Raw genomic sequence first — 24202 nt, 5'->3', positions numbered from 1 at the left:
GGTTGGTGATCAACGGGCCGCCACCGAACTACGACAAACGGCCCAGAGCGTCACCGCTGGGCCGGACCCTCCCGCACAAACGCCTGAGTGTCAGTGGCGGGTCGTACGGTGGACTCATGCGGCCCGTATCGAAGATCCAACGCACCGTGGCGCCTTTCGAGGTCGTCAGCCCCTACCGGCCCAGCGGCGACCAGCCCACGGCCATCGACGAGCTGGAGAAGCGCGTCCGCGCCGGCGAGAAGGACGTCGTCCTGCTCGGCGCGACCGGCACGGGAAAGTCGGCGACCACGGCCTGGATGATCGAGCGGCTCCAGCGGCCCACCCTCGTGATGGCGCCCAACAAGACGCTGGCGGCGCAGCTGGCCAACGAGTTCCGCGAGTTGCTGCCCAACAACGCGGTCGAGTACTTCGTCTCGTACTACGACTACTACCAGCCCGAGGCGTACGTCCCGCAGTCCGACACCTACATCGAGAAGGACTCCTCGATCAACGAAGAGGTGGAGCGGCTCCGCCACTCCGCGACCAACTCGCTCCTCACCCGGCGCGACGTCGTCGTGGTCGCCTCCGTCTCCTGCATCTACGGCCTCGGCACCCCGCAGGAGTACGTGGACCGGATGGTCCCGCTCAAGGTCGGCGAGGAGATCGACCGCGACCGGCTGCTGCGCCGCTTCGTGGACATCCAGTACACGCGCAACGACCTGGCCTTCGCCCGCGGCACCTTCCGGGTCCGCGGCGACACCATCGAGATCTTCCCGGTCTACGAGGAACTGGCCGTCCGCATCGAGATGTTCGGCGACGAGATCGAGGCGCTGTCCACCCTGCACCCGCTCACCGGCGAGGTGATCAGCGAGGACCAGCAGCTGTACATCTTCCCGGCCAGCCACTACATCGCCGGCCCGGAGCGCATGCAGAACGCGATCCGCGGCATCGAGACCGAGCTCGCGGCACGGCTGACCGAGCTGGAGAAGCAGGGCAAGCTGCTGGAGGCCCAGCGGCTGCGCATGCGCACCACCTACGACCTGGAGATGCTGCAGCAGATCGGGTCCTGCTCCGGCATCGAGAACTACTCGCTGCACCTGGACGGCCGCAAGCGGGGTTCCGCGCCCAACACCCTCATCGACTACTTCCCCGAGGACTTCCTCCTCGTCATCGACGAGTCGCACGTCACCGTGCCGCAGATCGGCGCGATGTACGAGGGCGACGCCTCCCGCAAGCGCACCCTGGTCGAGCACGGCTTCCGGCTGCCCTCGGCCCTGGACAACCGCCCGCTGAAGTGGGAGGAGTTCCAGGAGCGGATCGGGCAGACGGTCTACCTGTCGGCCACGCCCGGCCCGTACGAGCTGTCCCGCTCGGACGGCTTCGTCGAGCAGATCATCCGCCCCACCGGGCTCGTCGACCCCGAGGTGGTGGTCAAGCCCACCGAGGGCCAGATCGACGACCTGGTCCACGAGATCCGCACCCGCGTCGAGAAGGACGAGCGCGTCCTGGTCACCACCCTGACCAAGAAGATGGCCGAGGACCTCACCGACTACTTCCTGGAGCTCGGCATCCACGTCCGCTACCTGCACAGCGACGTGGACACGCTGCGCCGGATCGAGCTGCTCCGCGAACTGCGGGCCGGCGAGTACGACGTGCTGGTCGGCATCAACCTGCTCCGTGAGGGCCTCGACCTGCCGGAGGTCTCCCTGGTGGCGATCCTCGACGCCGACAAGGAGGGCTTCCTGCGCTCCGGGACCTCCCTGATCCAGACCATCGGCCGGGCCGCGCGCAACGTCTCCGGCCAGGTCCACATGTACGCCGACAAGATGACCCCGGCGATGGAGAAGGCCATCGAGGAGACCAACCGGCGCCGGGAGAAGCAGATCGCCTACAACACGGCGAACGGGATCGACCCGCAGCCGCTGCGCAAGAAGATCAACGACATCGTCGCCACCATCGCCCGCGAGGAGGTCGACACCGAACAGCTCCTGGGCACCGGCTACCGGCAGTCCAAGGACGGCAAGGGAGCCAAGGCCCCGGTGCCCTCGCTCGCCGCGCACGCCCCGAAGGGCGGCAAGGGGGCCAAGGCGGCCGGCAAGGGCGGCAGGGCAGCCGCGGAGCAGGTGCTCACCGACCGGCCCGCCGCCGAACTGGCCGGGCTGATCGAGGAGATGACGGAGCGGATGCGGGCGGCCGCGGCCGACCTCCAGTTCGAGGTGGCGGCCCGGATCCGGGACGAGGTCGGAGAACTCAAGAAGGAGCTGCGGCAGATGAAGGAGGCGGGCCTCGCCTGAGCGAGCGCGGCTTCAGTAGGGTGGCCCGGTAGGTGGCGAACGAGAGGGGACAGCGCGTGACGGTCAACATGACCAAGGGCCAGGCCATCAGCCTCGAGAAGTCCGACGGGGGGTCGCTGAGCGCGGTCCGGATGGGCCTCGGATGGCAGGCGGCGAAGCGGCGGGGACTGTTCGGGTCCCGCACGCGGGAGATCGACCTGGACGCCTCGGCGGTGCTGTTCGCCGGCCGGGAACCGCAGGACGTGGTCTTCTTCCAGCACCTGACCAGCAACGACGGCTCCGTCCGGCACACCGGTGACAACCTGGTCGGCGGCGTCGGCCAGGGCGGGGACGACGAGGCCATCCTGGTCGACCTGGCCCGGGTGCCGGTCCACATCGACCAGATCGTCTTCACGGTGAACTCCTTCACCGGCCAGACCTTCCAGGAAGTGCAGAACGCCTTCTGCCGGATCGTCGACGAGAGCAACGGCCAGGAGATGGCCCGGTACACGCTCGACGGCGGCGGCCAGTACACCGCGCAGATCATGGCGAAGGTGCACCGGGTCGGTTCGGGCTGGAAGATGACAGCCCTGGGCAACCCGGCCAACGGCCGGACCTTCCAGGACCTGCTGCCGGCGATCATTCCGCACCTGTAAGCGCACCACCTGGGCACCACCGGAACCAGAAGCACCGACGGCGCCACAGCGTCACGGGCAACACGGCGGCGCCGGCAACACCGGCAACACGGCACAGCGCGGACGAACGACGGGGGAGGGGCTGCACGATGACGGCCGAACTGGTCCGGGGGCAGAACCACCCCCTGCCCCGGACCGACGTGGAGATCACGGTCACGGCGGGCACCCCGGTGCTCGCCCTGGCCGCCTTCGGTGACGGGGCGGGCAGCCTCTCCGGTCCGGGCGAGCTCGCCCACCCCGGTGCCCGGTCCCTGGCCGGGCTGGAGGTGCCCGGGTCCGCCGCCGCCGGACACCGCTTCGCGGTGGACCTCGACGCCGTGCCGGCCGAGGCCGAGCGGGTCCTCGTCTTCCTCGCGCTGCCCCCGGGCGGCCCGGGGAGGTTCGGCGCGGTTGCGGCCCCGCACGTACGGGTGGGCGAGCCCGGCGGGTCCGGGATCGCCGAGTTCACCCTGGCCGGTCTGGACAGCGAGTCCGCCGTGGTGGCCGTCGAGCTGTACCGCCGCCAGGGCGCCTGGAAGGTCCGGGCCGTCGGACAGGGCTACGCCGGCGGGCTCGGCGCACTGCTCGCCGACCACGGGATCGGCGCCGCCGCCGCGGCCGGACTCGCCGCCCAGGTGGACGCCTCGGCCGGGGTCCCGGCCGCCCCGGACCCGGTGCCGGTGTCCGGCGTCCCGTACACCGGCACGCCCGGCCCCGCGCCGACGGGGGCCCAGGCCGGCGCTCCGGCCCCGGCGGTGCCGCCGGCCGCGGAACCCGCGGCCGAGGGACCCGCCCCGGTCGGGGAGGGCGGCCACGGAGCCGGAGGCACGGCCGGGACCGGCACCAGCGGGACCGGCGCCGGCGGGGCCGCCACCAGCGGGACCGGCATCGACTACACCCATCCCCGCCGCACCCGCACCCAGCCGCCGCCGCCCCCGCCGCAGGCCCCGCTCGCGGCGCCCGGCGAGCCGCCCCGCCCGGTGGCCGGCGACGCCACCGGGTGGTCCATGGACGAGCGGCTCTACAACCAGGTCTGGGGGATGTTCGAGGACCTCGCACGGGCGGTGGCCGCCTACCGCAGTGCGATCGACTTCGCCGACTCCCGGATGGACCGCGAGCTCGACGAGGCCCTGTCGGACCCCCGCCACCGCCTCGGCGGATCGGGGAACGACGCCCGGGACGCCGCCCGCGCCCGCCGCGAGGAGCTCGCCGAGCAGGCCCGCGCCGTTCTCGACCGGGACCTGGCCCAGCTCGCCGCCGAGCTCGAAGTGGTCGAACCGGCCCTGCCGAGCGCGTACGCCCGCTGGGACAACCCGGTCTGGCACGCCCACCGGGTGTCCGCCCCGGACGCGGACACCGCGATGGCACTGCGCCTGGGCGACCTGCACCTGCCCGAGCGCCCCGACCTGCGCATCCCGATGCTGGTCCGGCTCCCCCTGCAGCGCGGCCTGTGGATCGACAACGGGCGGACGGGCTCCGAGGCCGCGATGGCCATGGACACCGACCGGCTCCGCCGGGCCGCCCTGGACGCGGCCGTGGCCCACGTCGCCCGGGTGCTGGCCGTCCAGCCCGGCGGCCGGCTCTCCGTCCACGTCATCGACGCCGCCGGGGCCGGTGCCGCGGCCCTGGAGCCGCTGGTGCGGTCCGGGGTGCTGGCGACCCCGCCCGCCGCGGGCGCGCAGGGGGTCACCGAGACCCTGGAGCGGCTCACCCGGCGGGTCGACATGGTCCAGATGGCCGTCCGGGGCGGTGCCGCGGAGGCCCTGCCGCCCGAGGTCGACACCGACGAGCAGCTGCTCGTGGTCCACGACTTCCCGCACGGCTTCGACGACCGGGCCGTCACCCGGCTGCGCTACCTCGCCGACGAAGGCCCCTCGGTCGGGGTGCACCTGCTGATGGTCGCGGACCGCGACGAGGCGTCGGCGTACGGGCCGCTGCTCGATCCGCTGTGGAAGTCGCTGATGCGGCTGTCCCCGGTGCCGGACGACCACCTCGCCGACCCGTGGGTCGGGCACGCCTGGACCTTCGAGCCTGCGCTGCCGCCCCGCGGCAGCGCGATCCTGGACCAGGTCCTGGCGGAGACGGCCAGGGCCCGGGCCGGGCGCCCGTGATCACCCGCGGGACGGTCTCGGGGGTAACGGCGTAGCGGCCACCCGGGCAGCGGTTTCCGGCCATACCTGACCGATCAGTGACCAGTCCTTGGGTAAACCTTTACCTCGGCAATGGTCTGAAGGTAAGCTCGTACGTGCGGAGGGGAGTATTCCTGCTGTTTCCTGCGCGGCGTTCCCGTCAATACGGACCGTATCCAACCGAGTTCGACTGAGTTCAGTCGAACTCGAGCGGAAGCGGCCCCGGGGCGCCGGCCCACGGGTCCCGGACACGGGCCCGGGGTGGAAGAGACCTCCGGCAGCGATGACGCTGACCTTGTTGAGCCATCTGCCGGAGGCGTGAGCAGTAGTGGACGTTTCGTTGACCCTTTGGATGCTGACCATCGCCGGTCTCTGCATCCTCATCGGCGCCGATTTCTTCATCGGCCGCAAGCCCCACGACGTATCGATCAAGGAAGCGGGCACCTGGACGGTCGTCTGGATCGTCCTCGCCGTCCTCTTCGGCCTGGGCCTGCTGGTCTTCGGCAACGCGCAGGCGTCCGGCGAGTTCTTCGCCGGCTTCGTCACGGAGAAGTCGCTCAGCGTCGACAACCTGTTCGTCTTCGTCCTGATCATGGCGAAGTTCGCGGTTCCCTCCCACCTCCAGCAGCGCGTCCTGCTGGTGGGCGTGCTGATCGCGCTCGTCCTGCGTGCGATCTTCATCGCGGCCGGCGCCGCGATCATCTCCAGCTTCGCCTGGGTCTTCTACATCTTCGGCGCGTTCCTGATCTACACCGCCTGGAAGCTGATCCAGGAGGCCCGCGCCGACGAGTCGGAGGAGGAGTGGGAGGAGAACCGCCTCCTGAAGTCCGTCGAGAAGAAGTTCGGCGTCGCCGACCGCTACCACGGCACCAAGCTCTTCATCCGGCAGAACGGCAAGCGCATCCTGACCCCGCTGATGGTGGTCATGCTCGCCATCGGCACGACCGACGTGCTGTTCGCCCTGGACTCCATCCCCGCGATCTTCGGTCTGACCCAGGACCCGTACATCGTCTTCACCGCCAACGCGTTCGCCCTGATGGGTCTGCGCCAGCTGTACTTCCTCATCGGCGGCCTGCTCAAGAAGCTGGTCCACCTCAGCTACGGCCTGTCCGTCATCCTCGGCTTCATCGGCGTGAAGCTGGTGCTGCACGCCCTGCACGAGTCCGGCGTCCACGTCCCGGAGATCTCCATCCCGGTCTCCCTCGGCGTCATCGGCGGTGTCCTGGTCATCACGACCATCACCAGCCTGATGGCCTCGAAGAAGCAGGCGGCCGCCGAGGCCGCCCGCGAGGAGACGGAGAGCGTCGAGGCCTGACCGGCGCGAAGGGCCCGGTGCGCCTGACAGGCTCCACCGGGCCCGCCTGCCCGCGGTACGCGGGTCAGACGGGGGCGGCCGCTTCGGCCGCCCCCGTCGGCGTTCCCACCACCGCCGGACTGGTCTCGGGCAGCAGTGCGAAGCAGCCGAGGCTGAGCAACCCCACCCCCGCCAGGTACGCCGCCACCCCCCACGGCGGTGCCGACCCGCCCGCCACCGACGTCGCCACGACCGGGGTGAGCGCACCCCCGAGCACCCCGCCCAGGTTGTAGCCGACGGCCGCGCCGGTGCAGCGGATCCGCGGCTCGTACAGCTCCGGGAGGTACGCCCCCACCACCGCGAACATCGTCACCATGCCGAGCAGCGCCCCCGTGAAGCCCAGGGTCATCAGCACCGGGTCGGCGGTCCCGAGCAGGGCCACGAAGGGGAACATCCACAGGGCGGAGGCCGTGCAGCCGACCAGGCACAGCGGCCGCCGCCCGTAGCGGTCGCCGAGGACCGCGATCAGCGGGGTGGCCAGCCCCATCACCGCCACGGCGATCATGATGCAGGTGAGCATCACCGTGCGGTCCACCCGCAGGTGCTCGGTGGCGTACGCCAGGGACCAGGTGGTGACGGCGTAGAAGACCGCGTATCCCACGGCCAGTGCCCCGCCGCTGAGCAGCAGCAGCCGCCAGTGCCCGCGCGCCACGTCGGCCAGGGGCGCGCTCGCGGTCTCCCGGCGCTCGGAGAGCTCCCGGAACTGCGGGGTCTCCTCGACCGCGTGCCGCAGCCACAGGCCGGCCAGCGCCAGCACGCCCGCCGCCCAGAAGGGGACCCGCCAGCCCCAGGAGGCGAACTGCGCGTCGGTCAGGCCGGCCGACAGCCCGAGGGTGATCCCGTTGGCCAGCAGGAAGCCGACCGGCGGGCCGATCTGCGGGAAACTCGCCCACAGTCCGCGCTGCCGCTCCGGTGCGTGCTCGGCGGTCACCAGCACCGCGCCGCCCCATTCGCCGCCCAGCCCCAGGCCCTGCAGGAAGCGGAGCAGCACCAGCAGGACGGGTGCGGCCGCGCCGATGCTCGCGTACGTGGGCACACAGCCGACCGCGACGGTGGCGAGTCCGGTGAGCAGCAGCGAGATCAGCAGGACCGGGCGCCGTCCGTGGCGGTCGCCGATGTGGCCGAAGACGGCGGAGCCGAGGGGGCGGGCGACGAAGCCGACGCCGAAGGTGGCGAAGGCCGCGAGGGTGCCGGCCAGCGGCGAGAAGGTCGGGAAGAACAGCGGACCGAGGACCAGGGCGGCTGCGGTCCCGTAGACGAAGAAGTCGTAGAACTCGATCGCGGTGCCGGCCAGCGAGGCCGAGGCGATCCTGAGCATCGAGGGGCGCGGCGCGGTGGGGGAGCCGGCCGGGGAGTGATCATCGTGCATGGAGGTCCACCTACCCCTTCCCCCGTGCACGGGCGGCACGATCGGCCGTCCTCGACCGGAAGGAGTGCACCGTATCCCGGGGTTGACGGCGGACCGCCGACTTCCCGCCATGCCGGGTGCGGTGCGGCCGGTCCGTCCGCCGGGAAGGGCGGGCGGACCGGCCTGGTGGTTCACCAGCCGCGCTCGTGCCACTCCGCGAGGTGCGGGCGCTCGGCGCCGAGGGTGGTGTCGTTGCCGTGGCCCGGGTAGACCCAGGTCTCGTCCGGCAGCTGCCCGAAGATCTTTTCCTCCACGTCCTTGATCAGGCTCGCGAAGCGGCTCTTGTCGCCCCAGGTGTTGCCGACGCCGCCCGGGAAGAGGCAGTCGCCGGTGAACACGTGCGCGTGCCCGTGCGGGTCGTCGTAGACGAGGGCGATCGAGCCGGGGGTGTGGCCGACCAGGTGGCGGGCGGTCAGGGTGACCCGTCCGACCGTGATGGTGTCCCCGTCCTCCACCGGGACGTCGGTGGGCACCGGGATCCCCTCGGCGTCGTACCGGCCCGCGTAGGTCCGCGCGCCGGTGGCGTCGACCACCTCCTGGAGGGCGCCCCAGTGGTCGCCGTGCTGGTGGGTGGTGACGACGGAGGCGATGCCGTCGTCGCCGATCAGGTGCAGCAGCGTGTCGGGCTCCGCCGCCGCGTCGATGAGGAGCTGCTCGCCGGTGGCCCGGCAGCGCAGCAGGTACGCGTTGTTGTTCATGGAGCCCACGGCGACCTTGGAGATCATCAGGTCCGCGAGCTCGTGCACGTCGGCGGGACCGCCGACCTTGACCGCTCCGCTGTACGTCATGATCTGATCCTAGAGCGGCGGGAGGACCGGCAGGGGCCCTCCGGAGGTGGTCAGGGAATCGCCCTTGTCGGCGCGGCCGGCCAGCCAGCCCAGCAGCTGCGCGGACGTGCCGCGGACGGTCACCTGCGGCTCGCCGGCGGTGCCGGTGCGCCAGGTGCCGCCGTCGGACGCGATCAGCTCGGCCGACGGGACCTCCGGGCGGCCCGACCAGCGGTCGGCGAGGAAGTCGATCTCCCGTGCGGTGAACTCGGCGGGAAGGTCCTCCAGCTCGTAGCCGATGCCGAGGTCGACGTGGTGCAGCTCCACCTCGACCAGCCGCCGGAAGGGCACCCGGGCGGCGCTGTCGGTGACCCCGTTGCGCAGTTCCACCGTGCGCGACCAGTCGGCCGGGCGGTCCGCCACGGCGGCGAAGCCGGCCGCGGAATGCCTCAGGTCCGCGAGCTGTTCTTGCAACGGGCGGCCGGAGTCGCGCTCGATGTCGCTGTCGCGCGCGTCGCCGCTCACGTACATCGGGCGGCCCTCGAAGACGTTGACGAGGGCGTCGGCGTTGCGGGAGAGGTGGGCGAGGATGTGGCCCCGGGTCCAGCCGGGCAGCCGTGACGGCTCGGCGAGGGATCCGTTGTCCAGTTTGGCGACCGCGGTCAGCAGCCGATCGGTGGCTTCCTGCAGGGTGGCCAGGTCACGCACATGATCAATCATGAGGGCGACGATAGCGCCGCCACTCCTTCGGGTGAAGGACGACACCGGAGACCGTAAATCGAATGCACGTGCTATACGCTCGATAGTCGAAAGGCCAGAAACGACTCCGTGGCGCCCCCCTACGCTGGGACGCTCTCTCTAGAAAGGTGCGGACCGGCGTGACCGACCGTCTCATCGTTCGTGGCGCTCGCGAGCACAACCTGAAGAACGTCTCGCTCGACCTGCCCCGCGACTCCCTGATCGTCTTCACCGGGCTGTCCGGATCGGGCAAGTCCTCCCTGGCCTTCGACACCATCTTCGCGGAGGGCCAGCGCCGCTACGTGGAGTCGCTGTCCTCGTACGCGCGCCAGTTCCTGGGCCAGATGGACAAGCCCGACGTCGACTTCATCGAGGGCCTCTCCCCGGCGGTCTCGATCGACCAGAAGTCGACCTCGCGCAACCCGCGCTCCACCGTCGGCACCATCACCGAGGTCTACGACTACCTCCGTCTGCTGTTCGCCCGTATCGGCAAGCCGCACTGCCCGGAGTGCCGCCGCCCGATCTCCCGGCAGTCGCCGCAGGCGATCGTGGACAAGGTGCTCGCGCTGCCCGAGGGCAGCCGTTTCCAGGTGCTGTCGCCGCTGGTGCGCGAGCGCAAGGGCGAGTTCGTCGACCTCTTCGCCGACCTGCAGACCAAGGGCTACAGCCGGGCCCGGGTGGACGGCGAGACCATCCAGCTCTCCGAGCCGCCGACGCTGAAGAAGCAGGAGAAGCACACCATCGAGGTGGTCGTCGACCGCCTCACGGTGAAGGAGAGCGCCAAGCGGCGCCTCACCGACTCCGTGGAGACCGCGCTCGGGCTGTCCGGCGGCATGGTCATCCTGGACTTCGTCGACCTCGCCGAGGACGACCCCGAGCGTGAGCGGATGTACTCCGAGCACCTGTACTGCCCCTACGACGACCTGTCCTTCGAGGAGCTGGAGCCGCGCTCCTTCTCCTTCAACTCGCCCTTCGGCGCCTGCCCCGACTGCACCGGCATCGGCACGCGGATGGAGGTGGACCCGGAGCTCATCGTCCCGGACGAGGACAAGTCCCTGGACGAGGGCGCGGTCTCGCCGTGGTCGCTGGGGCACACCAAGGACTACTTCCAGCGGCTGATCGGAGCCCTCGCCGGAGAGCTGGGATTCCGTACGGACATCCCCTGGGCGGGGCTGCCGCAGCGCGCCAGGAAGGCCCTGCTGTACGGGCACAAGACACAGATCGAGGTCCGGTACCGCAACCGGTACGGCCGCGAGCGGGCGTACACCACCGCCTTCGAGGGCGCCGTGCCGTTCGTCAAGCGACGGCACTCGGAGGCCGAGAGCGACGCCAGCCGCGAGCGCTTCGAGGGCTACATGCGCGAGGTGCCCTGCCCGACCTGTGAGGGCTCCCGGCTGAAGCCGATCGTGCTCGCCGTCACGGTGATGGAGAAGTCCATCGCCCAGGTCTCCGCCATGTCGATCAGCGAGTGCGCCGAGTTCCTCGGAGAGCTGAAGCTGGACGCCCGCGACAAGAAGATCGCCGAGCGGGTGCTGAAGGAGGTCAACGAGCGGCTGCGCTTCCTCGTCGACGTCGGCCTGGACTACCTCTCCCTCAACCGCGCGGCCGGCACCCTGTCCGGCGGCGAGGCCCAGCGCATCCGGCTGGCCACGCAGATCGGCTCCGGTCTGGTGGGCGTGCTCTACGTGCTGGACGAGCCCTCGATCGGCCTGCACCAGCGCGACAACCACCGTCTGATCGAGACCCTGGTGCGGCTGCGGGACATGGGCAACACCCTGATCGTGGTCGAGCACGACGAGGACACCATCAAGGTGGCCGACTGGGTCGTGGACATCGGCCCCGGCGCCGGCGAGCACGGCGGCGAGATCGTGCACAGCGGCTCCCTGAAGGAGCTGCTGGCCAACGGCGAGTCGATGACCGGGCAGTACCTGGCCGGGAAGCGGGAGATCTCCATCCCGGACATCCGCCGTCCCGTGAACGGCGAGCGGAAGCTCGTCGTCCGGGGTGCCAAGGAGAACAACCTGCAGGACATCGACGTGGCCTTCCCGCTGGGCGTGTTCACCGCGGTGACGGGCGTCTCCGGATCGGGCAAGTCCACGCTGGTCAACGACATCCTGTACACGCACCTGGCGCGCGAGCTGAACGGCGCCCGGTCCGTGCCGGGCCGGCACACCCGGGTGGACGGCGACGAACTGGTCGACAAGGTCGTGCACGTGGACCAGTCGCCGATCGGCCGCACCCCGCGGTCCAACCCGGCGACGTACACCGGCGTCTTCGACAACGTCCGCAAGCTGTTCGCGGAGACGATGGAGGCGAAGGTGCGGGGCTACCTGCCCGGCCGCTTCTCCTTCAACGTCAAGGGCGGCCGGTGCGAGAACTGCTCCGGCGACGGCACGATCAAGATCGAGATGAACTTCCTGCCGGACGTGTACGTCCCCTGCGAGGTCTGCCACGGGGCGCGCTACAACCGGGAGACGCTGGAGGTCCACTACAAGGGCAAGTCCATCGCCGAGGTGCTGGACATGCCGATCGAGGAGGCCCTGCACTTCTTCGAGGCGGTGCCGACGATCGCCCGGCACCTGCGGACGCTGACCGAGGTCGGCCTCGGGTACGTCCGGCTGGGACAGTCGGCGCCCACTCTGTCCGGCGGTGAGGCGCAGCGCGTGAAGCTCGCCTCGGAGCTGCAGAAGCGGTCTACGGGCCGCACGGTCTACGTGCTGGACGAGCCGACCACCGGTCTGCACTTCGAGGACATCTCGAAGCTGATCAAGGTCCTGTCGGGGCTGGTGGACAAGGGCAACTCGGTGATCGTCATCGAGCACAACCTGGACGTCATCAAGACCGCGGACTGGGTCATCGACATGGGCCCCGAGGGTGGTTACGGCGGCGGCCTGGTGGTGGCCGAGGGCACCCCCGAGGAGGTCGCCGCGGTCGGCGCCAGCCACACCGGCAAGTTCCTGCGGGACATCCTGGGCGCGGACCGCGTCCTGGACTCCGTCCCGGCGGCCCGCCGGGCCCCGGCGAAGAAGACCGTGGCGGCCAAGGTTCCCGCGGCGAAGAAGGTGCCGGCGGCCAAGAAGGCCGCCCCGGCCAAGAAGGCGACGGCGCGCGCCCGCAAGGCGTAGCCCCGTCCCGTGGGACGGGCGGGGCCGGCGGGCGACTTCCCGCCCGGCCCCGCCCGCCCGGCCGGCTGCGCCGGCCCGGGCCGGTTTGGTGCCGTACCCGCCGGGCCCAGGCCGGTCTATGCCGCCACGCCCACGGCCTGGCGGGCGGTGGCCGGATCGGTCAGGGAGACCAGAAGCGCGTCCGCGACGTCCGCGCGGGAGATGGTGCGTCCGCCGCGGACGTTGGCGCCGATGGCCCGCCGGTACGTGCCCGTCCGCGGCTTGTTCAGCAGCATCGGCGGGCGGATCACTGTCCACTCGGTGGCGCTCGCGCCCATCGCGGCCTCCATCACGGCGAGGTCGGCGTAGAGGTCCCGCAGCAGGCGGCGCAGCAGCGGGTAGACCAGGGCGCGGGTCACCACCGACTCGCCCTCGGGCAGGACCCCGACCGGGGCGGCGCTGACCGCGGAGACCCGGCTCACCCCCACCCGGTCCATTGCCGAGACGATCGCCCGCAGTGCCGGCCCCGCGATCGGGGCTTCCTTCGCCTGCTTGTTGCTCGCCGGGCCCAGCGCCGAGATCACCGCGTCCCGCCCCGTGAGTACCGGGAGCAGTGCGTTTTCGTCGGTGAGGTTCCGCACCACAGCCACCTTCAGACGATCCTGCGCGGCGACCTCCAGCTTGGCCGGGTCGCGGACCACGGCCGTCACTTCGTGGCCCGCGGCCAGGGCCTGCCGTACGACCTGGTTTCCGACGGCTCCGGTGGCTCCGAAAACGGTGAGCTTCATGGTGGTCCATCCCTTCCCCGTTGGGGTGGGTGAGTACTCACTCACCCGCTCTGAAGGTATGGTGAGTGAATGCTCACCCCTTCGTCAAGCCCCCAGCCGCAGCGTCCCACCGCCGAGCGTCTGCTGGACGCCGCCGAGAAGCTCATGCGCACCGTCGGCCTGGTCCACACCACCACCAAAGCCATCGCCCGCGAGGCGGGGTGCTCGGAGGCCGCGCTCTACAAGCACTACGCGAACAAGGAGGAGCTGTTCGTCAGGGTCCTGATGGAGCGCACTCCCAACGCCGGTGCGCTGCTCACCGCGCTCGCCGCCGATCCGGCCGAGGGCCGTGTCGAGGAGGGGCTGGCCGAGATCGCCACGCACGCCTCGCTCTTCTACGCCGATGCGATGACCATGGCCGCCTCGATCTTCGCCGAGCCCTCCCTCCTGTCGCGTCACCGAGAGGGCATCCGGGCTCAGGGAGCAGGCCCGCACATGGTGCGTGAGGCGCTCGTCAGGTATCTGGAACGGGCCCGCACCCGGGGCACGGTCGGGCCGGACGCCGATGTGCGCGCCGCCGCCGCCCTGCTGCTGGGGGCGTGCTTCCAGAGGGCCTTCTTCCTCCATGCCGCAGGGGAGGAAGTGGTCGATCCCGTCGAGCAGTTCGCCCCGGCCGTGGCACGCGCGGTCTGGGCCGCGCTCCGCTGAGCTCCGCCGTGCACCGGGGCCCGGCCGCGGGCCCGTGGCCCCTTTGCCGCTACACGCGGGCGGGGTCCGCGACCTCCGCCGCGCAGGGCGGTTCCGCGCCGGGGCGGGTGCAGGTCAGGGCTGCGGCGCGGGCCGCGTAGGACAGGGTCGCGGGCCAGTCCACCGGGCCCGGCCCGGTCTCCGTCAGCCGGTGCAGCAGGGCCGCGTTGACCGTGTCGCCCGCCCCGATGGTGTCCGCCACCCGTACCCGCTCCGCCGGGGCGGAGTGCTCCTCGCCGGACGCGGTCCGGACCGTCAGCCCCTCGGCGCCCCGGGTCAGCACCACCGCGGAGGCCCCGGCCGCCAGCCAGCCCTCCGGCCGCCCGCCCAGCCAGTCCGCGTCCTCCTCCGACAGCTTCAGCACGGACACGTACGGCAGCCAGGACCGGAAGCGGGAACGATACGCCTCGGGGTCCGCGATCAGCGCCGGCCGGATGTTCGGGTCCAGCAGGGTGAGCAGGCCGCGCGCCGACTCCCGGCGCAGCAGTGCCTCGTACGCGCTCGCACCCGGCTCCAGTACCAGCGAGCAGGTGCCCAGGGCCAGCGCACGGGCCCTGGCGGGAAGCGCTTCCGGCAGCGCGAACAGCCGGTCCGCCGTGCCCTGCGTGTAGAAGCCGTACGCCGCCGAACCGTCCGGCCCCAGCGAGGGCACGGCCAGCGTGGTCGGCTCCGGCCCGCGCTGCACCAGCGACAGGTCCACCCCCGCGGCCCGCAGACCGGCCAGCAGGGTCTCGCCGAAGCCGTCGGTGGACACCCGCGAGCAGAACGCGGCCTCCGCGCCGAGCCGGCCCAGGGCCAGCGCGGTGTTGTACGGGCCGCCGCCCGGCCGGGGCAGCAGCGCGCCCGCAGGCCGGTCCACCGGCACCAGATCGATCAGGGCCTCACCACCGACGACAATCACACCGGGGAACGTACCGCACGGAACGGGCGGAACGGAGGGACAGGTACCGCTCGTGGGCGGCACGCACGCCGCACGTATCGTCGGGGTGTTCGCACCACCGTTCCAGCACTCGCGCCACCGTTCCGCCGGGAGAACCCATGCCGTCGCAGCCAGCCGCCCGCCGTACCGTGCTCAAGGGCGCCGCCGCCCTCGCGGGGGCAGCCGGCGCCGGGGCGGCCCTGACCGCCTGCTCCACCGCGTCCAACAGCGGCGGCCGTACTCCCGCCACCCCCACCGCGCCCGTGGAGGTCGGCACGGCGGCCGAGGTCCCGGTCGGCGGAGCCAAGCTGTTCCGGGAGAAGAAACTGCTGGTCAGCTGCCCGGTCGAGGGCCAGTACAAGGCGTTCAGCGCGCAGTGCACGCACGCCGGCTGCGTCCTGGACAAGATCGAGGGCGACGAGGCGAACTGCCCCTGCCACGGCAGCCGCTTCGACGTCGCCACCGGCAAGGTGCTCAGCGGCCCGGCGAGCGACCCGCTGCCGGCCGTCCCGGTCCGTGCCGAGGGCGGCAAGCTCATCGCCGGCTAGACCCGTACTTCGCGGGTCGTTGATTCGTTTGGTGTGACCGGTTCGGTGGTGTCCTGGGCCGGTGGTGTGGCGTTGGATCGGGTGTGTCGATGACTTCCCGGTCTCCGCGGCCACGGTCTCAGCGTCAGCGTTTTGAAGTGGCGGTGACGTCCGTGGTGGAGAAGCGTCTGGGCGCTCTGCCTGTCGCTGCCGAGTTTCTGCGCCGGCTGGATGTCGCTGGGATTGTCGACGAGGTGTGTCCTGGTGGTGCGAGTGCGTTGGTGACGCACGGGCAGGTGGCCGAGGCGTTGGTGGCCAACCGGCTGACCTCGCCGGCGCCGCTGGTGCGGGTGGAGGACTGGGCCAGGTGCTGGGCGGTGGAGGAGGTCTTCGGGATCGAGTCCGGTCTGCTCAACGATGATCGTCTGGCCCGGGCACTGGACGCGATCGCTCCGCACCTGGAGCACATCGCGGGCACGGTCGGGGCGCAGGCGATCGGTGAGTTCGGGATCGACGTGGCCCGGATGCACTGGGACATGACCAGCATGTCCGTGCACGGGGCCTTCCCGGCTGAGGGCCAGGACGAGGACTTCCCCGTCATCGGCCACGGGCATCCCAAGGACCGGCGCTTTGATCTCAAGCAGGTCCAGGCCGAGCTCGCGGTGTCGGCCGACGGCGGCATCCCGCTCCACGCCCGGGTCTTCGGCGGTGGTGCGGCCGAGGTCAGCCAGGTCGTCGGCGCGATGAAGGACCTGCGGGCCATGGCCGGTGAGCGCGACTTCCTGATGGTCGCCGACTCCAAGCTGGTGTCCTACTCCAACATCCGTGCCCTGCTCGCGGCCGGGGTCCGGTTCATCGCCCCGGCCCCGGCCGCGCAGGTCAAGGACGAGGTCTATGCCGCCCTCGGCCTCGCGCAGGCCGCTGTCGTGGACTGGACCCCGGACCGGGAGGCGGGCAAGCCCGCCGAGCTGCGCGAGACCTACCGCGTGCTGGAGGACGCCCACACCCTGACGGGGCCCCGCAAGAGCGATCCGCCGCTCACCGTGCGGCGGATCCTGGTCCACTCCACCGCCAACGCCGCCGGCCGGCAAGCCGCCCGGAACAAACGCCTGGCCAAGGCCACCGAAGATCTGAACAAGCTCACTGCTGCGGCCGGCGGACGCCACTACAGGACTCGGGAGAAGATCGTCGCCCGGATCGGTGTCATCGCCGCCAAGCGCCGCGTCACCTCCTGTCTGCGCTGGACCGTCACCGACAACGACGACGGCACCCCGGTCCTGGCCTGGCACTTCGACACCAGCGTGCTGAAGGCCGAAGCCGCTGTTGACGGCTGGTACGCACTGCTGACGTCCGTCCCCGCCGACCAGGCGGATGCCGGGCAGGCCCTGATCCACTACAAGGGCCAGGGCGCGGTCGAACGCAGATACCACGACTTCAAGGGCCCGCTCGCGGTTGCGCCGGTCTTCGTCCAGCACAACCGGCGCGTCGCCGCCCTCATCCAGGTCATCTGCCTGGCCCTGCTGGTCTTCTGTCTGATCGAACGCCAGGTCAGACGGGCGCTCGGCCCCGAGCAGAACATGAGCGGTCTCTACCCCGACAACCGCCACGTCCGCCCCACCGGCCGCATGATCTTCTACCACCTCGGCGAACTCACCCTGCAGATCGGCAACATCACCGACCCGCCCACCGTCCAGATCACCCGCGGCGTCCAACTCCACCTCCTCGACCTGCTCGACACCGACATCGGACAGACCCGCTGGCCGCAGACCTGAAACGGTGACCGCGAAGTCCGGGGCTAGAGGGGACCACGCCTCACACAAGGCCGAGATCATTAAGCATTACTTGTCTCGAATGGGACTGGTCGCTCATGCACCCGTACGTGTAGTACGCAGGTGTGCCGGCACGGCCCACCACTGGTCCGGGCGGTCGACGACCGGGGCGTCGGGGCCGGTCTCGCCGTACCGGGCGAGGCGCAGAAGGTAGGCCGCGATGCCTGCCGCGCCCTGCATCCACGTCGTGCCGGGCGGCAGCAGCGGCGGGTCCTCGCGGTGTTCCAGAAAGCGCCAACGGGCGCCCGCGTCATCCCTGATGGCCCGGTCGACCAACGCGTCACCCATCCTGTGCGCGGCCCGCAGCAGGGTCTGTCTCCTCTCCGGCGCCCGGCAGTCCTGGGCCGCGTCCAGCAGGACGTCTCCGACGCCCGCCGTTCCGCAGCAGCGGCCGTCGTTGTCCCAGAAGCCGGCACGGAGGCGTTCCGGCACACCCGAGGTGAGGATCGAGGTCATACAGCGGTGCCGCAGTTCGTCGACGTCGTGGCCAGCCACCTCGGTGACCCCTGCGTGCGCCAGCGCGGTGAACAGGTGCGAGGTGCCCGCCGGGCCGTGGCACCACGTGTACGTCACCGGTTCCACCTCCCGGCGCGACGGCGGGATCGTGTGCGGGACGACGAAGCCCGCATCCTTCAACAACCCCACCGAGAGGACGTGCCGGGCGCCCGCGACCGCTGCCTCGACGAAGTCCTCGCGGTCCAGGGCGGCGCCCGCGACCGCCAAAGCGGCCGCGACCCCAGCGGTTCCGTGCGAGTAGTTCGGCGCCCTCGACGCCGCCCCCGGTGTCATACCCCAGTCGAGGCCCGCCTCCGTGCGGTCCGCCGCCCGCAGCAGGGCCTCGCCTCCCGTCGTCGCGATCGCGTCCGTGAACTCGCTCTTCGCCCAGACCGCCGTCATCACCACGCCCGCGGTGCCCATGATGACGTCGGTGAGGGGCGCGTCGGAGCCCGGCTCGAAGTCGAGCGTGGTCTTCCATCCGTCGCCGGTCGCCAGGGCGGCCAGCCGCCGCAGCGCCACCACTTCCTCGCCCGGGGCGAGCAGTCTGAGCGCCGTCGCGTCGCCCGCGAGGCCGTCGTACAGCGAGGGTTCCGTTCGCTGCCCGGCCTGTGCCGACAGCCTGGTCACGATGCCGGTCGCCAGCGCCGTTTCCCGCACGCCCAGCTCCCGGTACTGCGCGATCTCGGCCAGCACCGGAGCCAGGCCGGCGATCCCCGCGTACAGCGAGTCACGGTCCTGGGAAGGTGACGTGGCCTCAGGACCACCCTCCACCACGGCCTGCACCAGCCACGGGCCCTCGTCCTCGCGCACGTGGTCCAGCACCCACGACCACGCGGCTTCGCCCACGTCCCGATATACGTCGCTTCTCACCAGGCCACGCTACAACCGCCGGATCACCGGCCCGTGCCGTGCGGTGTTGCCGCTCCGTCAGTTCCGGCGGTCGCGGAGGGCCGGTCAAGACGCTGACGCTGAGCCCGTGGTCGCGGAGACCGGGAAGCCATCGACACACCCGATCCAACGCCACACCACCGGCCCAGGACACCACCGAACCGGTCACACCAAACGAATCAACGACCCGCGAAGTACGGGGCTAGACGAGCAGGTCCTCCCGGAACTCGGCATTCCGGGGTGCCCCTAGGATGACCGGCAAACGATCATTCATCGGGGGAGATGAACCATGCAGGTCATCGTGCAGCACGAAGCGGCCCAACTCCGGGACGCGGTCCTCTTCATAGGGTTCCCGGACCCGGCCCTGTGGTGCGGGCCCCCGGTCGTGGAGAGCGAGATCGCCACGTGGATGGAGGAGGTCAAGTTCTTCACCGCGATCGAGATCGACTCCGTCCTCACCGTGCACAGCCGCTCGGGCAACGCCTTCGAGCTGTACGGAAAAGGACGCCACTTCCTCAACCCGGTGCGGCTGGCACGCTACGTGCCGTGCGCGATCTCGGCGGAGAACGTCGGCGAGAACCCGGAGGTCCTCGCCGCCGCGCGTGCCGTTTGGCGGGAGTACGCGGTCGGCATCGAGCAGCGGATCGGTCCTCCCCTCCGCATCACGGATGACGACGCCGCAGTGCCGGAGGCCGTATGGCGTCCCGGCGGCGAGGAAGGTCCGACCCTCCGGCTCTGGGTGAACACCTCGAACGGGCTGGACCCGGGCAGCCGGCTGTCCACCAGGATCCCCGGCCGCGCACTGGTCCGCCTGGACGCGCACGCGCCGGCGGACCTGCCCGGCGTCACGCCCCGGGTGGTGAGCGAGGTCAACGACGTGCCGGAATGGATTCCGGAGTGGTACCAGGAGCACGCGGTGGAGCAGGCGCGACTCGAGTTCGAGACGCCGGACGACGAGGACCGCCTGAGTGAAGGGATTCGGCATGTGCTGGGCGGTGCGCTCACCCACGACGGATCCATCCACGACCACCTGGCGCAACTGGCCGCGACAGCGTTCGAGGCGGACCCTGACACCGACTCGTACCTGTGGCAGCACGTCTTCCGGCACCCCGACGCTCCCCAGGGCCGCCTTCCCGCGATCCACATGGCGCGCGTCATGAGCGTCATCGCGAACCAGATGACGGACGGGGCGGCGCGGACGCCGGAGGGCGTGGAACCCGGCCTCAGACTCCACTACTACGACCTCTTCGACCCCCGCATGCAGGACGAGCTCGCCGTCACGGGGCGGGAGGCGTGTGCCCTGTGGAGGTCGGTCCGTTCCTCGTACGAGCGGTCCATCGCGGGAAAGTCGTACTTCATCACCCCGCAGGACGTCCTGGACCGCCTGAGGGCCGCCGCCGAAACAGCCGCCCGGGAGTCCGCGGCCGATCCCTCCTGAGGCGTCCGGTCCGGTGGGGCTGATCCGCGCCCCGGGCCGGACCTGCGCGCCTCAGGCCGGAAGGGACGGCCGGGCGGCCGGGGCGCCCGCGGGCCGCCGTTCCAAGGCGGCCCGCTCGTCGGAATCCGCCAGCCAGAACCAGACCGGCGGCAGGGCCAGCTCGATCACGGCCAGCGCCACCTGGAACGGGTGCGGCCACCCGTGCACGGCCAGGGACAGCAGCCGCCCCACGCCGCCCAGCAGGAACACCGCCGCGAGCCACCGCACCACGCGCGCCGGTACGGGGTCCTGCCGGGCCGCCCACAGCCAGGCCAGCCCGTACCCGGCGAAGACCGCGCCGAAGAACCGGCCCAGGCTGTCCAGCGTGGGGCCGGCATCGGCCTCGCCCGGAATCACGGCATTGCCGCCGACCACGTGGAACAGCCCGATCGCCGTACAGGCGAGACCCGTCGTCCACGCGAACACCCGGAGTGCCCTGGCCATGACTCCACCCCCACTTAGTTGACGTGTGTCTACTTATCTTCAGGGTAGGCCCCCTTGGTAGACGTGTGTCAAGTAACCTGGGCGCGTGCCGCCCCGCCGACGTCTGACCCCCGCCGACCGCCGTGCCCAGCTGCTCGCCGTCGGCGCCCGGCTCTTCGCCGCAGTCCCCTACGACGACGTGATGATGGAGGAAGTCGCCCGGCAGGCCGGGGTCTCCCGCGCCCTGCTCTACCGGCACTTCGCGAGCAAGCACGCCCTCTTCGCGGCGGTTTACGGGCAGGCGGCCGACCGGCTGCTGGAGGCGACCACCTTCGACCCCGGCGCCACGCTCGTCGAGCAGCTCGCCCAGGGCCTGGACGCCCACCTCGACTACTTCATCGCCAACCGCCATGCCGTCCTGGCCGCGAACCGGGTGCTGGCGGGCGACCCGGTCATCCAGACGATCATGACGGACGAGCTCGACGCCCTGCGCTCACGCCTGCTCGGGGTGCTCCCGCTCGCCGACGGGCGCACGCACGACGCCGTCTCCGCGGCACTGAAGGCATGGCTCGTGTTCGTCCAGGTGCTGTGCGTGGACTGGCTCACGCGCGAGACCTGCACCCGCACCGAGCTGCGGGACACCTGCATCGGCGCGGCGGTAGGAGCCCTGCGCCCCCTGCTCCCCGCCGACCCGGCGCCGGACTGGGACCAGACCCTGCCCCGGACCGGGACCGGACCCGGTCCCGGACTCGGCTAGACCCAGTCCCAGCCGATGCCCAGGATGCCGCGGCGTACGCCCTGGTCCACCAGGTGCACGCTGCGGTGCGGGCCGTTCGCCGTGAGGTCCGCCAGGCCGGTGCGCGGAGCGCCCGGACCGGCCTGCCGGAAGCGCACGCAGCGCACCGGCAGCGCCGCCTCGTCGAAGCCGACCTGGAGCACGTACTGGCCGCCGGCGTAGCTGAAGCCGCGCAGGTACTCGCTGCTCACCCCGCCGGTCCCGTCCTCGAAGCCGTAGCCGAAGACGTAGGTGTCGCCACTGCGCAGCCGGGCGTCGAACAGCAGCTCGGCCACCACCACCCCGGCCTCCCGGTGCCAGCGGACGCGCCCGGTCCGGCAGTTCTCCCGGGCCCGCACCCGCACCCGGGAGGGATCGCACCCGGGGTCGCCGTGGTGGACGGCCAGGTACCGGTCGACCCCGTCGCGGTGGGCCCGTACGACGTGCTGGGAGTCGCGTGCCCGCAGCTCGCGGAGCGGACCGATCCGGACCCGCTCGTGGTGCCCCAGGGTGTGCAGGCCGCCGTCGGCGGGCAGCTCCAGCCCGCCCAGCAGCTCCTCCACGGCCGCGCCGACCTCCAGCAGCGCGCGGTACGAGCGGGCGGCCGGGCGTGCCGGGCCGGCGGGACCGGCCACCGGGGAGAGCAGCCGGACCAGCGAGCCGGCCGGCAGCTCCAGGATCTCCTCCAGGGCCCGGACCGCCTTGAGGGACTCGGGGCGGCGGGGCCGCCGGGCGCCCTGCTGCCAGTAACTCAGACTGGTCACACCGAGCTTGATGCCGCGCGCGGCGAGCCGGTGCCGGACCCGGTGCAGCGGCAGCCCGCGCGCGGCGATCGCGGCACGCAGGGCGGCGTGGAAGGGGCCGGCCCGGAGCAGCCGGGCGAGTGCGTCGCGGTCCCCGGACAGCGGGTCCGGGCCCTCGGCGGTCCCTGGCATGGCGGCTCCGGCTCCTCCTGTGAACGTTCACGCCGGGTGGTGCGGGAGTGCGCGCCGGTGGCGCCGGGGCCCAGGTGGCGGGACGGCCCGCATTCACACCGCAGGGCTCGCGTTCACACCGCGGTGTCACCGCGTATTGAAGCGTGTTGACCTGATCGCGACAACACCCTGATGCTCTCGTGCAGCGTCCGGACGCGCTCCTCTCCATCCCCCACTCCCCCCGGCCCCACCGGGGGACCCCCACACGGGAGGAACGCGATGCGCACCCGAAAGAGGCGGCTCTTCCTCGCCGCCTTCGCCTCAGCCCTGCTCCTCGCCCTGCCCGCCGGCACGGCCTCGGCGACGGCCGCCACCGCCGCCGGGTCCGGGTCCGGTCAGGACGGCACACTGGCCTGGAAACGCCTGGACATCACGATGCAGGCCCAGCAGAAGACCAACTGGTGCTGGGCGGCCGGCGGCAACACCATCGCCACCTGGTTCGGCCGCGGCTACAGCCAGAACCAGTTCTGCAACGCCGCCTTCAACCGTCAGCAGGGCACCGAGTGCCCCAACAACCAGGCCACGCTCGGCAACGTCCAGAACGGGCTGAGCTGGGCCGGCATCAACCCCGGCTCGTACGTCACCGGTTGGCTGCGCTACCCCACCGTGCAGACCGAGATCGACGCGAACCGGCCGGTCGAGACCCGGATCCAGTGGTCGGGCGGCGGCGGCCACATGCACGTCGTCTACGGCTACGACACCGCCAACAGCTGGGTCTACTGGGGCGACCCCTGGCCCTCCAGCAACCGGTACAACTGGGCCTCGCACGCCTGGTACGTGGACAACAGCTCCTTCTCCTGGACCCACTCGCTCTACCGGATCGGGGCGTGACCGCCATGAGCCTCCGCGCAGCCGCCACCACCACCGTGGCCGCCCTCGCCGCAGCGCTGGCCGCCGCCCTTCCGGTGGTCGTGGCCGGGCAGGCCGCCGCCACGCCCGTGCCGCAGCCGCCGGCCGCCACCGAGGGGAACCGGGCCGCGGCCCGCGAGGCGGCCGGCTCACCCGGCACGCTGGACACGCTGTCCCGGTTCTTCGCCCGGGAGGGCAGGATCTCCGCGGCCGCGGCGCGGCCCCGGATCGAGGGCGAGACCATACCCGTCCACTACCTGTCGCCCGATTTCGTCGCCGGGCGGGCGGACGCGCCGGTCTCCCGGATGGAGTTCCTCGTCAGCAAGGCGGTGTCGTCCGACGGGCAGCAGGCCGCGCTGTGGACGGCGAAGACCGGGGCCGGCTGGCAGGTGGTGAACATCGCCACCGGCGACGACGAGTTCCGGTACGGCGCGGTGGGTGCGCGGAAGCTGCCCGGCGGGACGGTGTTCCGCGAGCCGCAGATCGACGCGTGGTACGTGTCCGGGGGAGGGAGGGTCCTCCCGCTCGACGAGGACGCCGTACGCGCGGTGGGCGACCGCGGTACGACGCTGGCCGCGTACCGGGCGCGGGTGGTCAAGGCGTACGGGGACAAGCTGCCGGGGTCGGCGTACGCGCGGGGCGGCAAGGCGGGCGGCTACGACGCTGCCGCTGTGGCGCCGGGCGCCCCTGGCGCAGCCGGTGCCGGAGCCGGTGCGCCTGCCGAGGCCGTGGCTGCTGCTGCTGCCGCCGCCGGTCCGGCTCCCGGGCCGGAGTCCGGGCTGCTGCCGGTCATCGGCGCGGCATCCGCGGGGGCGGCTGTGCTCGCCCTGCTCGGCGTACGGCGCGTCCGTCGGGCCCAGACCACGGCGTAGCCCGCCGGTCGCGTGCCGGGGGTGGAGGAGCGGGGCTCCGGTGCCCGGGCGGAGCTCCGCCCGGGCACCGCTCGAACGCCGCTCGGGCCGGGACCGCTCCGCGATCCGGCGATCCAGCCTGCGGCGCTCGCCGCGCAGGAAGCGGCCGGCGGCGCCCGCAGCCCCCGTCCCGACAAGGGCGGTCTGCGCGAACGAGGCGCCCCACCGGTGGGGAGTCCGTCCCGCGGGGTC

20 protein-coding genes are annotated in these 24202 nt (G+C 71.9%); 12 read left to right on the top strand and 8 right to left on the bottom strand.

All coding sequences use genetic code 11. From position 1 onward, the window contains the following. Positions 1 to 116: 116 nt before the first annotated feature. From uvrB to ACGFQ9_RS33560, 4 genes are all read left to right on the top strand, one after another. Positions 117 to 2273 (top strand): excinuclease ABC subunit UvrB, encoded by a 2157-nt coding sequence (gene uvrB, locus ACGFQ9_RS33575; RefSeq protein WP_393579177.1) that lies wholly within the window; start codon positions 117 to 119, stop codon positions 2271 to 2273. A gap of 56 nt (positions 2274 to 2329) precedes the next feature. After that, complete coding sequence (locus ACGFQ9_RS33570) at positions 2330 to 2908, top strand: TerD family protein (protein ID WP_393579175.1); 579 nt, start codon at positions 2330 to 2332, stop codon at positions 2906 to 2908. A 128-nt stretch (positions 2909 to 3036) separates the two neighbouring features. Further along, positions 3037 to 5037, top strand: a complete 2001-nt coding sequence (locus ACGFQ9_RS33565) for a TerD family protein (RefSeq protein ID WP_393579174.1) — start codon at positions 3037 to 3039, stop codon at positions 5035 to 5037. Between the two features lie 346 nt (positions 5038 to 5383). Then, the gene (locus tag ACGFQ9_RS33560) at positions 5384 to 6370 is read left to right on the top strand and encodes a TerC family protein (RefSeq protein WP_393579172.1); all 987 of its coding nucleotides are present in this window, start codon (positions 5384 to 5386) and stop codon (positions 6368 to 6370) included. Between the two features lie 64 nt (positions 6371 to 6434). On the opposite strand, the gene ACGFQ9_RS33555 is transcribed toward ACGFQ9_RS33560, so the two are convergent. The 3 genes from ACGFQ9_RS33555 to ACGFQ9_RS33545 all read right to left on the bottom strand — a co-directional run bounded on the left by ACGFQ9_RS33555 (position 6435) and on the right by ACGFQ9_RS33545 (position 9304). Then, positions 6435 to 7727 (bottom strand): MFS transporter, encoded by a 1293-nt coding sequence (locus ACGFQ9_RS33555; RefSeq protein ID WP_393579206.1) that lies wholly within the window; start codon positions 7725 to 7727, stop codon positions 6435 to 6437. 221 nt (positions 7728 to 7948) lie between these two features. Then, positions 7949 to 8605, bottom strand: coding sequence for an MBL fold metallo-hydrolase (locus ACGFQ9_RS33550; RefSeq protein WP_393579171.1), 657 nt, complete (start codon positions 8603 to 8605; stop codon positions 7949 to 7951). Between the two features lie 9 nt (positions 8606 to 8614). Continuing rightward, positions 8615 to 9304, bottom strand: a complete 690-nt coding sequence (locus tag ACGFQ9_RS33545) for a maleylpyruvate isomerase family mycothiol-dependent enzyme (protein ID WP_393579169.1) — start codon at positions 9302 to 9304, stop codon at positions 8615 to 8617. A 158-nt stretch (positions 9305 to 9462) separates the two neighbouring features. On the opposite strand from ACGFQ9_RS33545, the gene uvrA reads away from it, so the two are divergent. Beyond that, positions 9463 to 12447: an excinuclease ABC subunit UvrA gene (gene uvrA / locus ACGFQ9_RS33540; RefSeq protein WP_393579167.1), complete on the top strand. Its 2985-nt coding sequence runs from the start codon at positions 9463 to 9465 to the stop codon at positions 12445 to 12447. Positions 12448 to 12563: 116 nt separating this feature from the next. On the opposite strand, the gene ACGFQ9_RS33535 is transcribed toward uvrA, so the two are convergent. Then, entirely contained in the window at positions 12564 to 13214 is a 651-nt protein-coding gene (locus ACGFQ9_RS33535; RefSeq protein WP_393579166.1) for an NAD(P)-dependent oxidoreductase, read from the bottom strand. Between the two features lie 69 nt (positions 13215 to 13283). Between ACGFQ9_RS33535 and ACGFQ9_RS33530 the strand changes: the two genes are divergently transcribed. Further along, the gene (locus tag ACGFQ9_RS33530; RefSeq protein WP_393579164.1) at positions 13284 to 13901 is read left to right on the top strand and encodes a TetR/AcrR family transcriptional regulator; all 618 of its coding nucleotides are present in this window, start codon (positions 13284 to 13286) and stop codon (positions 13899 to 13901) included. Positions 13902 to 13950: 49 nt separating this feature from the next. Here the strand turns inward: ACGFQ9_RS33530 and ACGFQ9_RS33525 are convergent, their stop codons facing one another. Next, entirely contained in the window at positions 13951 to 14841 is an 891-nt protein-coding gene (locus ACGFQ9_RS33525; RefSeq protein WP_393579163.1) for a carbohydrate kinase, read from the bottom strand. A gap of 137 nt (positions 14842 to 14978) precedes the next feature. On the opposite strand from ACGFQ9_RS33525, the gene ACGFQ9_RS33520 reads away from it, so the two are divergent. Then, positions 14979 to 15407 (top strand): Rieske (2Fe-2S) protein, encoded by a 429-nt coding sequence (locus ACGFQ9_RS33520; protein ID WP_393579161.1) that lies wholly within the window; start codon positions 14979 to 14981, stop codon positions 15405 to 15407. A gap of 89 nt (positions 15408 to 15496) precedes the next feature. Further along, positions 15497 to 17158 (top strand): IS1634 family transposase, encoded by a 1662-nt coding sequence (locus tag ACGFQ9_RS33515; protein WP_393579160.1) that lies wholly within the window; start codon positions 15497 to 15499, stop codon positions 17156 to 17158. A gap of 93 nt (positions 17159 to 17251) precedes the next feature. Here ACGFQ9_RS33515 and ACGFQ9_RS33510 read toward each other — a convergent pair whose 3' ends face one another. After that, the gene (locus ACGFQ9_RS33510) at positions 17252 to 18583 is read right to left on the bottom strand and encodes a lanthionine synthetase LanC family protein (RefSeq protein ID WP_393579158.1); all 1332 of its coding nucleotides are present in this window, start codon (positions 18581 to 18583) and stop codon (positions 17252 to 17254) included. Positions 18584 to 18890: 307 nt separating this feature from the next. Here ACGFQ9_RS33510 and ACGFQ9_RS33505 point away from each other — a divergent pair, with 307 nt between their 5' ends. Then, positions 18891 to 20039 (top strand): hypothetical protein, encoded by a 1149-nt coding sequence (locus ACGFQ9_RS33505; protein WP_393579157.1) that lies wholly within the window; start codon positions 18891 to 18893, stop codon positions 20037 to 20039. Between the two features lie 51 nt (positions 20040 to 20090). Here ACGFQ9_RS33505 and ACGFQ9_RS33500 read toward each other — a convergent pair whose 3' ends face one another. Next, entirely contained in the window at positions 20091 to 20522 is a 432-nt protein-coding gene (locus ACGFQ9_RS33500) for a DUF4345 domain-containing protein (RefSeq protein ID WP_393579155.1), read from the bottom strand. Between the two features lie 85 nt (positions 20523 to 20607). Between ACGFQ9_RS33500 and ACGFQ9_RS33495 the strand changes: the two genes are divergently transcribed. Beyond that, entirely contained in the window at positions 20608 to 21258 is a 651-nt protein-coding gene (locus ACGFQ9_RS33495; protein ID WP_393579153.1) for a TetR/AcrR family transcriptional regulator, read from the top strand. On the opposite strand, the gene ACGFQ9_RS33490 is transcribed toward ACGFQ9_RS33495, so the two are convergent. Next, a complete protein-coding gene (locus tag ACGFQ9_RS33490) occupies positions 21255 to 22211 on the bottom strand; it encodes a hypothetical protein (protein ID WP_393579151.1) in 957 nt (318 codons plus the stop codon). The two genes, ACGFQ9_RS33495 and ACGFQ9_RS33490, sit on opposite strands and share 4 nt — an antisense overlap. Before the next feature lie 258 nt (positions 22212 to 22469). Between ACGFQ9_RS33490 and ACGFQ9_RS33485 the strand changes: the two genes are divergently transcribed. Together ACGFQ9_RS33485 and ACGFQ9_RS33480 are read left to right on the top strand one after the other, a co-directional pair. Then, positions 22470 to 23081, top strand: coding sequence for a papain-like cysteine protease family protein (locus tag ACGFQ9_RS33485; protein WP_393579150.1), 612 nt, complete (start codon positions 22470 to 22472; stop codon positions 23079 to 23081). Positions 23082 to 23086: 5 nt separating this feature from the next. Further along, the gene (locus tag ACGFQ9_RS33480; protein ID WP_393579204.1) at positions 23087 to 23971 is read left to right on the top strand and encodes a hypothetical protein; all 885 of its coding nucleotides are present in this window, start codon (positions 23087 to 23089) and stop codon (positions 23969 to 23971) included. Positions 23972 to 24202 lie beyond the last annotated feature (231 nt).

This window comes from Streptomyces sp. NPDC048603, from assembly GCF_043199475.1.
GTDB lineage: Bacteria > Actinomycetota > Actinomycetes > Streptomycetales > Streptomycetaceae > Streptomyces.
This window is presented reverse-complemented; position numbering and strand designations above follow the sequence as displayed.

Bases quoted from the DNA above. Each gene is read 5' to 3' on its own strand.
- uvrB (WP_393579177.1), top strand. From the start codon at position 117: ATGCGGCCCGTATCGAAGATCCAACGCACCGTGGCGCCTTTCGAGGTC.
- ACGFQ9_RS33565 (WP_393579174.1), top strand. From the start codon at position 3,037: ATGACGGCCGAACTGGTCCGGGGGCAGAACCACCCCCTGCCCCGGACC.
- ACGFQ9_RS33555 (WP_393579206.1), bottom strand. From the start codon at position 7,727: ATGCTCAGGATCGCCTCGGCCTCGCTGGCCGGCACCGCGATCGAGTTC.
- ACGFQ9_RS33550 (WP_393579171.1), bottom strand. From the start codon at position 8,605: ATGACGTACAGCGGAGCGGTCAAGGTCGGCGGTCCCGCCGACGTGCAC.
- ACGFQ9_RS33545 (WP_393579169.1), bottom strand. From the start codon at position 9,304: ATGATTGATCATGTGCGTGACCTGGCCACCCTGCAGGAAGCCACCGAT.
- ACGFQ9_RS33535 (WP_393579166.1), bottom strand. From the start codon at position 13,214: ATGAAGCTCACCGTTTTCGGAGCCACCGGAGCCGTCGGAAACCAGGTC.
- ACGFQ9_RS33530 (WP_393579164.1), top strand. From the start codon at position 13,284: ATGCTCACCCCTTCGTCAAGCCCCCAGCCGCAGCGTCCCACCGCCGAG.
- ACGFQ9_RS33520 (WP_393579161.1), top strand. From the start codon at position 14,979: ATGCCGTCGCAGCCAGCCGCCCGCCGTACCGTGCTCAAGGGCGCCGCC.
- ACGFQ9_RS33515 (WP_393579160.1), top strand. From the start codon at position 15,497: ATGACTTCCCGGTCTCCGCGGCCACGGTCTCAGCGTCAGCGTTTTGAA.
- ACGFQ9_RS33505 (WP_393579157.1), top strand. From the start codon at position 18,891: ATGCAGGTCATCGTGCAGCACGAAGCGGCCCAACTCCGGGACGCGGTC.
- ACGFQ9_RS33500 (WP_393579155.1), bottom strand. From the start codon at position 20,522: ATGGCCAGGGCACTCCGGGTGTTCGCGTGGACGACGGGTCTCGCCTGT.
- ACGFQ9_RS33490 (WP_393579151.1), bottom strand. From the start codon at position 22,211: ATGCCAGGGACCGCCGAGGGCCCGGACCCGCTGTCCGGGGACCGCGAC.
- ACGFQ9_RS33485 (WP_393579150.1), top strand. From the start codon at position 22,470: ATGCGCACCCGAAAGAGGCGGCTCTTCCTCGCCGCCTTCGCCTCAGCC.
- ACGFQ9_RS33480 (WP_393579204.1), top strand. From the start codon at position 23,087: ATGAGCCTCCGCGCAGCCGCCACCACCACCGTGGCCGCCCTCGCCGCA.